Source organism: Bifidobacterium favimelis (assembly GCF_037963085.1).
GTDB classification, from domain to species: Bacteria; Actinomycetota; Actinomycetes; order Actinomycetales; family Bifidobacteriaceae; genus Bombiscardovia; species Bombiscardovia favimelis.
The window spans coordinates 652457-666471 of the sequence record NZ_JBANDZ010000001.1 but is presented as its reverse complement, the minus strand read 5'-3'; the positions used below and the strand labels follow the sequence as shown (position 1 = coordinate 666471).

General features: G+C 64.7%; 8 protein-coding genes. 6 read left to right on the top strand and 2 right to left on the bottom strand.

The genetic code is table 11. The features are described 5' to 3' along the window. From V6584_RS02695 to purD, 4 genes are all read left to right on the top strand, one after another. A partial coding sequence (locus tag V6584_RS02695) for a phosphoribosylformylglycinamidine synthase subunit PurQ (RefSeq protein ID WP_340486167.1) occupies positions 1–1938 on the top strand: 1938 nt, incomplete at its 5' end. Positions 1939–1982: 44 nt separating this feature from the next. Next, on the top strand, positions 1983–3566 hold the full coding sequence (purF, locus tag V6584_RS02690) for an amidophosphoribosyltransferase (protein ID WP_340468884.1): 1584 nt from the start codon (positions 1983–1985) through the stop codon (positions 3564–3566). Continuing rightward, positions 3559–4599 (top strand): phosphoribosylformylglycinamidine cyclo-ligase, encoded by a 1041-nt coding sequence (gene purM / locus V6584_RS02685; RefSeq protein ID WP_340468883.1) that lies wholly within the window; start codon positions 3559–3561, stop codon positions 4597–4599. The genes purF and purM overlap by 8 nt, the downstream gene beginning before the upstream one ends. A gap of 34 nt (positions 4600–4633) precedes the next feature. Beyond that, positions 4634–5911, top strand: a complete 1278-nt coding sequence (gene purD / locus V6584_RS02680; RefSeq protein ID WP_340468882.1) for a phosphoribosylamine--glycine ligase — start codon at positions 4634–4636, stop codon at positions 5909–5911. A gap of 25 nt (positions 5912–5936) precedes the next feature. Here the strand turns inward: purD and V6584_RS02675 are convergent, their stop codons facing one another. Then, positions 5937–8138, bottom strand: coding sequence for an LTA synthase family protein (locus tag V6584_RS02675; protein ID WP_340468881.1), 2202 nt, complete (start codon positions 8136–8138; stop codon positions 5937–5939). A gap of 234 nt (positions 8139–8372) precedes the next feature. Next, a complete protein-coding gene (locus tag V6584_RS02670; RefSeq protein ID WP_340468880.1) occupies positions 8373–9320 on the bottom strand; it encodes a metal ABC transporter solute-binding protein, Zn/Mn family in 948 nt (315 codons plus the stop codon). 232 nt (positions 9321–9552) lie between these two features. Here V6584_RS02670 and V6584_RS02665 point away from each other — a divergent pair, with 232 nt between their 5' ends. Next, positions 9553–10947 carry an alpha/beta hydrolase gene (locus V6584_RS02665; protein WP_340468879.1) on the top strand — a complete coding sequence of 465 codons (1395 nt, stop codon included), beginning with the start codon at positions 9553–9555 and terminating at the stop codon, positions 10945–10947. A gap of 151 nt (positions 10948–11098) precedes the next feature. Further along, the gene (locus V6584_RS02660) at positions 11099–13948 is read left to right on the top strand and encodes a bifunctional lysylphosphatidylglycerol flippase/synthetase MprF (RefSeq protein WP_340468878.1); all 2850 of its coding nucleotides are present in this window, start codon (positions 11099–11101) and stop codon (positions 13946–13948) included. Positions 13949–14015 lie beyond the last annotated feature (67 nt).

Sequence of the window (14015 nt, the reverse complement as noted above, 5' to 3'; positions counted from 1 at the left end):
CTGGCCGAGCGGTTCGACAGCACAATCGGCGGTGCGACCGTCCTCCTCCCCTTCGGCGGCCGCCGCCAGCTGACCCCTTCCCAGGCCATGGTCTCCAAGTTCCCGGTGAAGGGCCATACCGATTCGGCCAGCGCCATGGCCTGGGGATTCAACCCCTTCCTGACCGAAGAGGATCCATACACAGGCGCCTACCTGGCGGTGGTGGAGAGCGTCTGCCGGCTGGTGGCAACCGGATTCAGCCGTCACAGGGCCTACCTCTCCCTCCAGGAGTACTTCCCCAAGCCGGGGCGGGACCCGGCACGATGGGGCAGGCCGATGGCCGCCCTGCTGGGTGCACTGGATGCACAGCTTGACCTGGGGGTCGGCGCCATCGGCGGCAAGGACTCCATGAGCGGGACCTTCGAACACCTGGAAGTCCCCCCCACCCTGATCAGTTTCGCAGTCGCCCTGGGCAGGGCCGGCCAGGCCATCTCCCCCGAGTTCAAGCGGGCGGGCAGTCCCGTCTTCCTCCTGACCCCCGAATACGGGCAGGGAGGACTCATACCTGATGCCGCCAGCCTGGTCTCCACCATGGATTACCTGGAGAGACTGGAGGGGGCGGGCCTGATCCAGGCGGCATCCACACCCGGCTATGGCTGTGCGGCCCAGTCACTGTTCGAGATGACACTGGGCAACCGGCTGGGTCTGTCCCTCGACCCCGACCTGGATGAGGACACCCTCTTCAAACCGGCCTACGGGTCCTTCCTCCTCGTCCTGGAACCCGGCAATGACCTTCCCCCGCTGGACAAGGGTGTGCATGCCACCAGACTTGGGACGACCACGGCCGACTACCGTCTGACCGGCAGGGGAAGCGACCTGGACCTGTCCGACCTGGAAGAGGTCTGGGCCAGGGGCCTGGAAGACGTCTACCCCTACCGTGGGGGCGAAGGCGGAATCCCCCTCGTCGGTCAGGTGACCGGCAGGCCGGGTCAGGCAGAAGCCAAGGGGGCGCAAGGGCCCTGTGGGTCATACAGGGAGGGCGGTGGAGGCGGGAGCCTCCCTGTGGGACCCGCCGCCGACGCCAGGGCGGTGGCCGGAGCCGGCAGGAGAGGCATCCGGCCAGGCAGCGGGCCGAACCTGGCCATTCACGGGGAGGGGCGTCCCCTGGTGCTCATCCCCGTCTTTCCGGGGACCAACTGCGAATATGACTCCGCCAGGGCCTTCCGACAGGCGGGGGCCAGGGTCAGCACGGTCGTGATCCGTAACCTGACCCCCCAGGACGTGTCGGACAGCGTCGACAGGCTGGCCGCCGGCATCGCCTCCAGCCAGATCGTCATGCTCCCGGGCGGCTTCTCCGGAGGAGACGAACCCGACGGGTCAGCCAAGTTCATCGCCTCCTTCCTCCGCTCCCCCCGCCTGGCGGATGCCCTGCGAGGGCTCCTGAAAGACCGGGACGGACTGATGCTGGGAATCTGCAACGGATTCCAGGCCCTGATCAAGCTGGGCCTTGTACCATATGGGGACATCGTGGAGGCCCGCGAGGATGACCCCACCCTGACCTACAACACCATAGGCCGACACCAGAGCAGGCTGGTGCGCACAAGGGTCTCTTCCACCCTCTCCCCCTGGCTCTCCGCCTGCCGGGTGGGGGACCTCCACACGGTCGCCGTCAGCCACGGGGAGGGCAGGTTCGTAGCCGGCACCGACCTCCTCAAGGACCTGGCCTCTTCCGGAAGGATCGCAGCACAATACGTGGGCGAGGATGGACTGCCCTCGATGGATCTTGATGTCAACCCGAACGGGTCGGACCTGGCCGTCGAGGCGCTGACCAGCCCCGATGGCCATGTGCTGGGGAAGATGGGACACACGGAGCGCAGCGGGGAGGGCCTTTACAGGAACTTCCCGGACTTCCGACCCCAGCCCCTGTTCGCATCGGGGGTGGCCTACTTTGCCGACTGATGGCCCAAATGTCGTCACATCTCCGGGAAGAAGGGAGCGATTCCATGTCATTGGAGCTTGAAGGAGTGCACGAGGAGTGCGGGGTCTTCGGCGTCTGGGGTCATCCGGATGCCGCCCGCCTGACCTACTTCGGCCTGCACGCCCTCCAGCACCGGGGGCAGGAGGGGGCTGGGATCGTCTCCAACGACCACGGCCACCTGATCGGACACCGGGGCCTGGGCCTGCTCACCCAGGTCTTCCCCGATGAGACAGTCATCGACAGGCTGACCGGAGACAGGGCCATCGGCCACGTTCGCTACGCCACGGCCGGATCCGCCTCGATCGAGAACATCCAACCCTTCGTCTTCCGCTTCCAGGACGGCGACATCGCCCTCTGTCACAACGGGAATCTGACCAACTGCACCTCCCTGAAAGCCGGTCTGGAGAGGGACGGGGCCATCTTCCACTCCAACTCGGACACCGAAGTGCTCATGCACCTGATCAGACGATCCAGAAAGCCGGACTTCATGGACGCCTTGAAGGAGGCCCTCAGCCAGGTCCACGGCGGTTTCGCCTACCTCCTGATGACCGGGGAAGCCATGATAGGGGCCCTGGACCCCAATGGCTTCCGCCCGTTGAGCCTGGGCAGGATGTCGAACGGGGCCTACGTGCTGGCATCGGAGACCTGCGCCCTTGACGTGGTGGGGGCCCAGCTGGTGCGTGACATCCATCCGGGTGAAATCGTCAGGATCGACGACGGGGGTTACCGGATCGACACTTACACGGACCGGACCCGCCTGGCCATCTGCTCCATGGAGTTCATCTACTTCGCCCGCCCCGACTCCAACATCTACGGGGTCAACGTCCATTCCGCCCGCAAACGGATGGGGGCCCGGCTGGCCGCCGAGGCGCCTGCCCGCGCCGACATGGTGGTCGGCGTGCCCAACTCCTCCCTGTCGGCGGCATCCGGATACGCGGAAGCGGCGGGCCTTCCCGATGAGATGGGACTGATCAAGAACCAGTACGTGGCCCGCACCTTCATACAACCCAGCCAGGAACTGCGTGAGCAGGGCGTGAGGATGAAATTGGCCGCCGTGCGGGGGGTGGTCGCCGGCAAAAGGGTGGTCGTGGTCGACGACTCGATAGTGCGTGGGACCACCTCCCGCAGAATAGTCAGACTCCTGCGGGAGGCCGGGGCCAGGGAGGTCCACATGCGGATCGCCTCCCCACCCCTTCGATACCCCTGCTACTACGGGATCGACATATCGAGGACCTCGGAACTGATAGCCGCCCACAAATCGGTCGAGGAGATCCGTGACTACATCGGAGCGGACTCCCTTGCCTACCTCAGCCTTGACGGCCTGGTGGAGAGCATCGGGCTCAAAGCCGACGCCCCCTACGGCGGTCTCTGCGTGGCCTACTTCAACGGGGACTACCCAACCCCCCTTGACGACTATGAAGCATCATTCCTGGCCGGCCTCACCCCGGCCGAACGGGCCCGCCTGGCACCCGCCATGAAGGCCTACGGGGGTGTGGACCACCCCGAGGGGGACAGGACCTGCCCCGACGGACCGGCGGACCGGACGACACGAAAACGGACAGGGCCGGATGGACCTGCGAAGGAGCCGAAAGGGGAGGAAGATGCCTGAGGCATATGAAAAAGCCGGGGTCAACGTGGAGGCGGGGTATGACCTGGTGCGCAGGATCCAGTCCCATGCGGCCAGGACTGCCAGGCCAGGCGCCGGAGGAATCGGGGGGTTCGGCGGTCTCTTCGACCTCTCTCTGCTGGGGTGCAGGGAACCCGTCCTGGTCTCCGGAACCGACGGGGTGGGCACCAAGCTCATGGTGGCCAAGCAGATGGGCCGGCATGACACCATCGGGGTGGACTGCGTGGCCATGTGCGTCAACGACATCCTGGCCCAGGGGGCACAGCCACTCTTCTTCCTGGATTACATAGCCTGTGGCCACAACGACCCGGCCCTGCTGGAGCAGGTGGTCAAGGGGGTGGCCGATGGCTGCGTCCAGGCAGGGGCGGCCCTGATCGGCGGGGAGACCGCCGAGATGCCGGACATGTACGGGCAGGATGAATATGACCTGGCCGGGTTCACGGTCGGCCTGGTGGAGAAGGAGGCCATCGTGGACGGAAGCGCCATACGCCCCGGCGACCTGCTCTTGGGGCTGCCGTCGTCCGGCCTGCACTCCAACGGTTTCTCCCTGGTCCGCAAGGCCCTCCTGGGCGAGGGGGGACCCGGCCTGGACTCCCGTCCCGCAAGCTTGGGCGGTCACACCCTGGGCGAAGAACTCCTGAAACCCACCCGCATCTACGTCTCGGCCTTGAAACCCCTCTTCGACAGGGGCCTGCTCAACGGGGCGGCCCACATCACGGGGGGCGGATTCGTGGAGAAGGTCCCACGCATACTGCCTGACGGGGTGGCAGCCCGCTTCCGCCTCGGCAGCTGGCGGGTCCCCCCGATCTTCGATCTGGTGGAGACTTACGGCGGAGTGGACCACCGCGAGATGTACAACATTTTCAACATGGGGATCGGAATGGTCCTCGTCGTCGGCAGGGACAGGCTGGAGGCGGTGGAGGAGAGCCTTCGCGGGCAGGGTGAGGAATACAGCCTGATAGGGGACGTCGTGGCCAGCAGTGACGGCGGCGTCATCCTCGAAGATGGTGAGTGAGGGCCCGGAACAGGGCCGGGAAAAGGGGAATCTCATGGGCAAACGTGTCTTGGTCATCGGGTCCGGCGCGCGCGAACACGCCATAGGGACCACCCTCCTCAGAGGGGACAGCGTGGACGAGGTCATCTGCGCACCGGGCAATCCGGGCATGGCCCTGGACGGCATCCGTCCGGCCGATCTTGATGTGGCCGACCACGCGGCTCTTGTGGAGGGTTGCCGGACCTTGGGGGTGGACTGGGTTTTCGTCGGCCCGGAGCAACCCCTGATCGAGGGCCTGGTCGATGATCTGACCGCCGCCGGCATCCCCGCCTTCGGCCCGACAAGGGCGGCCGCCCGCATCGAGGGTTCCAAGGACTTCGCCAAGGGTTTGATGGCCCGTCATGGCATTCCCACCGCCGCCTACGCCAGCTTCGACGACCCTGATGCCGCACGCACATATGTCAAGGACCATGGTGCCCCCATCGTGATCAAGGCCGACGGCCTTGCCGGCGGCAAGGGGGTAACGGTAGCGGCCAGCGAGGACCAGGCGCTCAGGGCTTTGGATGATATCTTCGTGGGCCGTCATTTCGGCCGCGCCGGCGACAAGGTGGTCATCGAAGACCTCCTGGAGGGCCAGGAATGCTCTCTGATGTGCTTCGTGCGGGGAGACAGGGTATGGCCCATGCCCCTCTCCCAGGACCACAAGCCTGCCTATGACGGGGACAGGGGTCCCAACACGGGGGGAATGGGAGCCTATAGCCCGGTCCCCCAGTTCGGCCCCGCTATCGTCCAGGAGGCTTTGGAGACCATAGTCAAACCGGTGGCCGCCGCCATGGTTGATGAGGGGTTCCCCTTCACTGGCGTCCTCTACACGGGTCTCATGATCACCGCGTCGGGTCCCCGGGTGGTGGAATTCAACGCCCGGATGGGAGACCCCGAGACCGAGGTGGTCCTGCCCGCCCTGACCTCAGACCTGGGGGCGGGGATCATGGCACTTATGTCGGGCGGCGAACCCCGGTTCACCTGGGAGGCCGGGCGGAGCAGGATCTGCGTCGTCCTGGCCGCCGACGGATACCCGCAGGCCCCCCGTCTGGGCTCACCGGTCCCCCTGGTCGGAGCCGCAGAGGACCTCCACCCCTTCTACGCCGGTGTGGCCGACGTAGAAGGGCTTGGAACCCCTGGTTTTACAGCCGTTTCGGGCAGGACCCTTGTCATCGAGGCCAGTGGGAAGGACATCCCCGCTGCCAGGGATCGCGCCTACTCGGTCATCGACGGCCTGGACACGGACGGTCTTTTCTACCGGCACGACATAGGCTTCCGCGCCCTGGGCTGACCGGCGGAAACCAGGCCGGGGCCCCTCACTGCCCGCTGGTGGTCTCCTGTCGTTCCGAGCCCTGAGATGCGGTGGCGGACGGGGCGGGGGCGGACGGTCCGGCCGTGGACTTGACATCACCCTGGCCCTTTGACGGCTGCGCTTTGCCCTTCTTCGCATCCGAAGCCCGCGTGGGGGTGCGGACGAAGCCGGTCGTCCTCAGGTACTGCTTGCCGGCCGTGATGTCATACTGGATCAGCTTGTAGTCATGGAGGAGGGCCTTGGTCCTGGCGTCGAAGGACCGGGCGTCCATGGGCTCCCCCTTGGAATCCAGGTAGATGGTCTGCCCTTCGGGTATGCGTGTCCAGGTCTGGATGTTGTTGACGACCGGGGGTTCCATGGCGCTGACCTTCTGGTGGAGGTCGGTCAGGAAGGCCAGGTAGGGGGATATCTTGGCATTCATGTGCTCGGCCGCCTGGGCGACGAAGAAGTTGGGCGAGGAGTATTCGGCGTTCTCGATCTTCCTGCCCGCGCTCGATGAGGCGGAATTCGACCAGATGAAGTAGTCGGTCAGGTGGAGGGCCAGGGAGTTGGCGCTGTCTGCTCCGGCGGTGTTGTAGATGCCCGGCAGGTGGTCGCCGTAGAAGATCACGGTGACGGGCTTGTCCATCTTGTCGATGGAGTCCAGGAAGCCCCGGGTGGCCTGGTCGGTCAGGTTGGCCCCCTTGGCATAGGTGCGGATGGTCATGAGTTCATCGTCGGGTATGCCCGGCGCCCCCTGGGCAGGGGCGGCCGTGAACTGGTTGTCTTCGTACCAGTCGTTGTAGGGCATGTGGTTCTGCATGGTGATCACCCCCACGAACTGGTTGCCCTCTTCCGGTCCCATCTTCTCCAGGGCGCTGTCGTAGGATGACTTGTCGTTGACGTAGGGAGAACTGCCGGATTTGTCCTGATGCGCTATCTGGTCCGGCCCGTGCAGGGCATAGAAGTGGGAGAAGCCGAACTTCTTGTAATTGCTTGCCCTGGAGTACATGGAGGACATGTAGGGGTGGAAGGCCTGCGAATGTTCGGGTCCACCCCATATCTGGTTGGCCGTGAAGATCCAAGGCAGGTCGGGGACGATCTGCTGATAGGGGCTGGTCAGTGAGGGGTCGAAGTTGGCCATGCTCAGCCCCGTCATGGCTTGGAACTCCAGGTTGGCGGTCCCCCCGCCATACCCTGAGGAGAGCATGAGACCGCTGGTGGTCCCGTCCTTTATCCCCCTGATCTCGGGGATGGGATCCTCGTTGAGCTGGAGGCCGGGAACCCTGGTTGGGTCGGAGAAGGACTCTGACAGGACATAGACCAGTGTGCTCTCATCCATGTAGGCGTTTCGCCCCTGGTTGATCTGGTCGGCCTGGTCGGAATAGCGCTTGGCCAGGGCCTTCATCGTGGCCTCGTTGTAATCCTTGGGCTTCTCCATCACCTTGGGGTTGAGCTGTCGTGAGAAGGAGACGAAGGCCCCGTTGACCTTGGCGTCCAGCACGGAGTCCCACATGGAGGGGAAATCGCCCAGCTGCAGGGAAAGCCTGTTGGCCCAGGTGCCGTACGTGCCCACAGCCGACATGAAGAGGGCCACGACCAGTGTGGGGACGAGGATGCAGACCAGGCGGACGGAGGCCCCGGCAGCCTTGTTGCCTATGCGGACCATCCGCCCATGACGGCGGTCGACCAGGCCGATCAGGACGAAGACGACGATGAGGAGGGCGGCGAAGGCGACGGCCTTGCCTATGGTCTTGCCCGCCCCGGCAGGCAGGAAGGTGGCGATGTTGCCTGCGTCCGCCTGCAGGAAGTTCAGATCGGCCGGCAGAACGGCCTCATGCCGTGATACGACCTTGAAGTGCTCGATGACCCCCACTACAAGAGCCACGATGAGCATGACCGCAGTGGCGATCCAGAAGCGGTTGAAGATGAATACCACGGCCGCATAGATCAGTGCGATGCCCACCAGGTTCAGGATGAGGATCTTGCTCTGTTCCGTCCACAGGGAGGTGATCATACCGCCCAAGGTGGGGAAGAAGTTCTGCAGGGTCAGCCCCTGACCGCTGTCGTCCACCCCCCATTGGATGAGGGCCACCATGAGGAAATCGGCAAGGATGAAGACGAGGGCGTAGACCCAGCTCCATATCTTCAGGCGGCCGATGATGCCCTTTCGGGGCGGCCGCCCATCGCTGGCGGCCTCTGCCTTCTTCCCTTCGTTCTCGGACACCGTTCCTTGAACTGGCTCGCTCACAACTACTCCTGACTTGATCGGACAGGGTCTTTCTGCAGCACCCTGTCATTCGCGCACTCAATTTATTCTTCTAAAACACAAAGACAAGTTCCCCGAAGGGGCCCACAAACCAGGCAGCCGACCCATCGACCGGGCTGGCGGAGGAGGGCGTGAATCGCCCCGCCCCCGGACGGATCCGGCCAGGCGGGAGCCGTCCTCCTCCCGTCGATGTCAGGAAAGCGCCTTGCTGAACTCGTCGACAAGCCGTCCCATCCACTCCTCCAGATCCTTGCAGTCCTCGGGCATCTGCTCGCCCACCCTCACGATGGGGACCCTGGAGGTCATGGCGGTTCCGGTCAGCTGGTCGGTTATCCCGTTGGCCTCCATCTCGTTGAAAACCAGGGCCCTGGCTCTGCCGGTCCTCAAGATGTCTTCGAATTCGTTGATGTCGGCCGGAGAGGGCTCTCCCCCGTTGACGGCGGCCTGCCTGTACCCGGCGGGGGTGATGTCCTTGAGGCCCAGGTCCTGGGCCAGGTATGCGGCGACCGATTCCGTCGCGGCGTATTCGGCCCCCGACAGCTTCCCGCGGGCCTTCCCGACCCGCTGCGACAGCTCGTCCTCCCTGGCCTGCCAACGGCGCAACAGGGAGTCGAAGTAGGCATCATGCCCCGGCCGCATCTGCTTGTAGGCGGTGTTCAAGGCCGAGGCGGCCGCCCGGCGCGCCTCGGAGGAGAACCATAGGTGGGGGTTGTCGCCGGAGTGCCGCCCTGATTCCTGGGCGACGTCGACCATGGTGATGCCGCTGGCCTGGGCCGCCTTGGAGGCCCAGGCATCGTGATCGGCCCCGTTCACGAGGACCAGGTCGGCCCTCCCGATGGCGGCGATGTCGGCGGTCGTGGGCTCATAGTCGTGCGCATCCGCGCTGGCGTTGGTCAGCACGGCCTTCACCCGGACCTGGTCACCGCCGATTTGGGAGGCCAGGGCCTGCCATTGGCGGATGCTGGTGACCACGGTCAGCCTCTCCCGTCCTCCCTGCCCGGGCCGGTTCTTCCCCCCGCCGCAGGCGGCCAGGGGGATGACCATGGCCAGGCATGCCGCGAGCGCCAAGAGGGTCGGCAGGCCTCGATGCAGGGCCGGGCGAAGATGACGGGCCATGAGTCTTCTTCCATCAAACGTCATTCTGCCTATCCTCCGGTCCTTCCCGCCCCGGAATGGTTCCGGGGTCACTATTGAGATTGATTATCAACAATATCATCAGACGCCGGACAGGGAGTGGTTCCGCCATACGCCCAAAGCGAGGCGGCCTATCGGCATACTCCCCTCCCCGTTCAAAAAGTGTATTCTCGTCAAGGGGAAAGAGACACCGTTCCCAGGGCTTCAGGCCCTCCCCCCGTCGGCATGAAAGGACCATATGCTCAAGCGGTTGGCGCACATTTCTCTGACCTCCGGGTGGTTGCCCGCCACCATCTTCCTGCTCACCCTGGCCCTTCTCCTGGCCCTGGTGGCCATGCGGATGTTCGCCCGCCAGTGGAAACCCCTGCTGAAGGACCTCCTGGACGGGATCATCGGAGGGGTGGTCGGTCTTCTTGCCGCCTGGCTGGTATCGGACGTCTTCATGCTCTTCGGCGTGAGCCTGGGATGGATGGTCATCCTCACCGTGGCGGCCGGTTTCGCCCTGGTCACCTTCGCCATCGCCGACCTGATCCGCCATCATGGCCGCAAGCGCCTGCTGGCCGGAATAACGGCCCTGCTTGTCCTCTTGTCCACCGGCCTGAGGATCGACATGATCTACGGGGAATTCACCACACTGGGATCCCTCTTCAGCGTCCCCCTCTACCCGAAACTGCCCGAGGACGAAACCCGGAAACCCCCTATGACGGTGGCTCAGTGGCGGCAAAAGGCCCAGACGGGTCAACTCCCCTCCGTGCCTGACAAGGGCCGGTCATATTCGGTGGCCATCCCAGGCACCATCTCGGGCTTCCATGCACGCTCGGCCGATGTCTACCTTCCGCCGGCCTCTCTCAGCGAGAACCCTCCCCGCCTGCCCGTCTTCATACTCCTCGCCGGCCAACCGGGCAGCCCGGACCGACTCTTCACGGCGGTGAACATCCCCAAGATCATGAACACCTATGCGGCCGGGCACCATGGCCTTGCCCCCATTGTGGTCTCCCCCGACCAGAACGGGGCTTCCAACCACAACAGCCTCTGCGTCGATTCACCCGTCTACGGGAACGCCGAAACCTACCTGACCAAGGATGTGCCCGACTGGATCAAGGCCCATCTGCCGGTGTCACCCGACCCGCACATGTGGGCCATCGGCGGATTCTCCCAGGGCGGCACCTGCTCCACCCAGCTGGCCCCCCGACATCCCGACGTGTATGGGAACATGATTCCCAGCGCCGGCGAGGAGGAACCCAAACAGGGCAAGAAGGAGGACATGATCAGGGACTACTTCGGATCGGACAGGCGGAAGTTCCTGGAACAGGTGCCGGCCAACGCCATCCGGGCCCATGCCCCCAGCGACCAGACCCTCTTCGCCAGTGCGGGCGCCAGGGACCCCCAGTCGCAGAAGAACATGGCGACCATAGCAAAGGCGGCCAGGGAGGCGGGAATGACCGTACGCACCGTGGTGGCACAGGGGTCAGGCCATGACTGGCATACCGTCAAGACCGGCTGGCTGCCCGCCTTCGACTGGTTGGGCGAACGCATGGGACTGGGACCCATGCCGAAGAGCCTGGACCAATACAAGAACATGACCCTCACCGACGCTGACGGGTTGGGCGGCGGGAAGACCATCCGGGAATAAGGCAGGGCCTCTTCCGCCATACCCGGGATCAGTGCCATGTTGGTTCTGGCCCACCGGCCCCCTAAGATTGAGAGATGCCAATAGTGTGTCTTCCCCGGTGAGCGCAGGTCGGGAGCTGCCGGTGAGGCAAGATCGGACGGGAATGATGGACATGCTGGAGAAGTCTCCACGCGCGGCTCTGATGGACGATCTCAAGGCCTGGCTGAGACAGCACATGCTTTCCCTGGCCTTCACCGCGGCCCTGGTGGTGGTCAACCTGGTCTCCTGGTTCTTCATCTGGATTCTGCGTGTCCCCAAAACCGCACACATGGGGATGTACCTGTCGGATCTGATCTCCGTCCCCCATCCGGCGGTCGTCGGCACCCGCAGACCCAGCATCGCCTTCCAGTTCGCCCGTCTCCTCGTGACCCTCTTCGTCACACCGACCTTCTTCCAGCTGATCGTGGACGCGGCCCTGGTCATGGTCATCCTCAGCATCGCCGAGACCAGGCTGGGCAGAAGGAAGATGGTCTGGTCCTGCCTGGTCTCCTCCGTGGGCGGCGCCGCCCTCGGCCTGGCCATATGCGCCGGAATCAACGCCATGCAGAACCACTGGTCCTGGTTCGTGCACATCCCCATGTCCCTGAATCCCGTCATCCTGGTGATCGGGGCCCTCATGGCCTCCATATCGTACAGCGACTTCCTGTGGCGCAGGCGGATCAGCCTTGTGGGGTACACCGCCCTGATCCTCCTGGTCCTGTACACGGGGAACCCCGGCAACTACTGCGCCCTGGCGGCCGCCCTAATCGGGCATGCCATGGGCCGGATCTGGCACGGCCCGGTCCGTGACAGGCCGCAGGGCGGACAGACCGGTTCATATGAGACCCGCCACCTCCTTTCCGCCATCGCCTGCGTCATGGCCCTGGGTCCCATGATCACCGCCCTGTCAAGGGTCAGGGCCGGATTCTTCACCCCCCTGGGCATGTTCATGGGCACCGGCAGGGCGGCCGCCAGCGACCTTTCCAGCTGCCTGAGGAGCAACACCAAGGCAAGCTGCTATGCAGCCTACGGCCTGGTCAAGGTCAACACAGCCGAGACCATGCTGACCCTCCTCATGCCCACCTTGGTCTTGCTCCTCCTGGCCTGGGGCATATACCACGGACGGAGGGTGGCCGCCATGACCAGCGTCGTCCTGCACGGTCTGACGGTCGTCCTCTCCTTCCTCTATTTCATCATCTTCCCCATCACGATAGGAGACGGGCTCGGTCGGGCCGTCAGGCACGGGGCCATCCCCTCCCTCCTGGTCACGGCCCTGCCTCCCTTGATATTCGCCGTGGTCCTCCTGCGCTACCTTTACTGCTTCCCCATACGGACCTTCCGGTCCCGCCTGGCCTGGGGGTCGGTCATCCTCATACTGGCCTTCCTGGTCACGGCGACGGCCTATGTCGGATTCACCGTCGTCAGCCCCGGCTCGTTCCGCCCCCGGCCAACCATCTCCCAGGCCATCGGCGAGCTGCCGGACCTCTACCTGCCCAACGGGATAGCCTCCCGTTTCCGCCCCAGGTACCTCCCGCGCACCCTTACCGGGACCATCGTCAGCGAGGGTGTTGGCTTCGTCTTCTGGCTGGTACTCCTGATCGTCCTCCTCTCCTGGATGCGGGCCTCCGTGATCCAAAACGAAAGCGAACGCCTGAGGGCTCAGGCCATCGTCGAAAAGGGCGGCGAGAGCATGTCCTTCATGACCACCTGGCAGGGGAACACCTACTGGTTCTCGTCCAGCGGAAGGTCCGCCATAGCATACCGGGTCCTTCACGGCATAGCCCTGACCACGACGGGCCCCTTCGGCGACCCCGGGGAGTACATGCAGGACCTGGACGACTTCACCGCCTACTGCGTGGAACACTCCTGGTCACCCGTCTTCTACAGCGTCCACAAGCCGCAGCGTGACCGGCTGGCCGACGAAGGCTGGGCCACCCTCAAGGTCGGCACGGAGATGGTGGTCGATCCCAACCTCTGGCAGACGAGGGGGAAGAAGTGGCAGGACATACGCACGGCCATCAACAAGGCCAAGCGGGACAAGATCACCGACGTGTTGACGACATTCAACGACGCCCCTTGGAGCGTTCAATCCCAAATCGTGGATATCTCCGAGCAATGGGCGGAGCTGAAGGCCCTTCCTGAAATGAAATTCACCCTGGGCGGCCTGGACGAACTCAGGGATCACCGCATGGCCATCCTTTATGCCATCGACGACGGTGGTCAGGTCCTTGGGGTGACCAGTTGGATGCCCACCTACCGGCAGGGAAAGGTCATCGGTTGGACCCTTGATTTCATGCGGCACAGGACGGACAGCCCGAACGGGATCATGGAATTCCTGATCGCCCGTATGGCCGAACGGCTGCGTGACGATGGCTCTGTGGAATTCATGAGCCTGTCCGCAGCCCCGCTGGCCGGCATGGACCCCTCGGAAGGAGAGGATGAGGGGGTGGGCTACCACCGCAGTCAGGGGACCGAGTTCCTCCAGCACGCCCTGACCCTGGTCGCCGACATTCTGGAACCGGCCTACGGCTTCCGCTCGCTCTTCTTCTTCAAGCGCAAGTTCCAGCCCTCGGAACACCCCGTATACATCTGCTACCCCAATCCGGCGGCCCTGGTCCAGATAGGTCTGGCCGTGGTGGAGGCCTATCTGCCGGGATTCAAGGCCTCTCAGGCGCTTGATGTCCTCAAGACGCTGAGACCGGCCAAGTCTTCGGAAAGGGCGGACCTGGCGGAGAGCACCGACGGCCCGGCCGAAGCCCGGGCCGAAGGACACGAGCCAGCCGACGGGAAAGGCGCAGGCGAAAAAACGGCCGGCGGTCGGACGGACTCCCGCCGGACAGGGAAAGATGCAGGGAAGACACCAGGGCCTGACGGCAGGGCGGACAGGCATCCCGGGGATGAGGACACACGTTCCGAGAATCCGGACACGCACCCCGAGAATCAGGACATGCGTGACGGGCAGGCGGGCGAAGAACCGGCGTGACCAGGGGCATCAGCCACTGATGGGGGCGGTCGTGACCACCCTGAGATTTCGCACCTGCGTGAGTCTG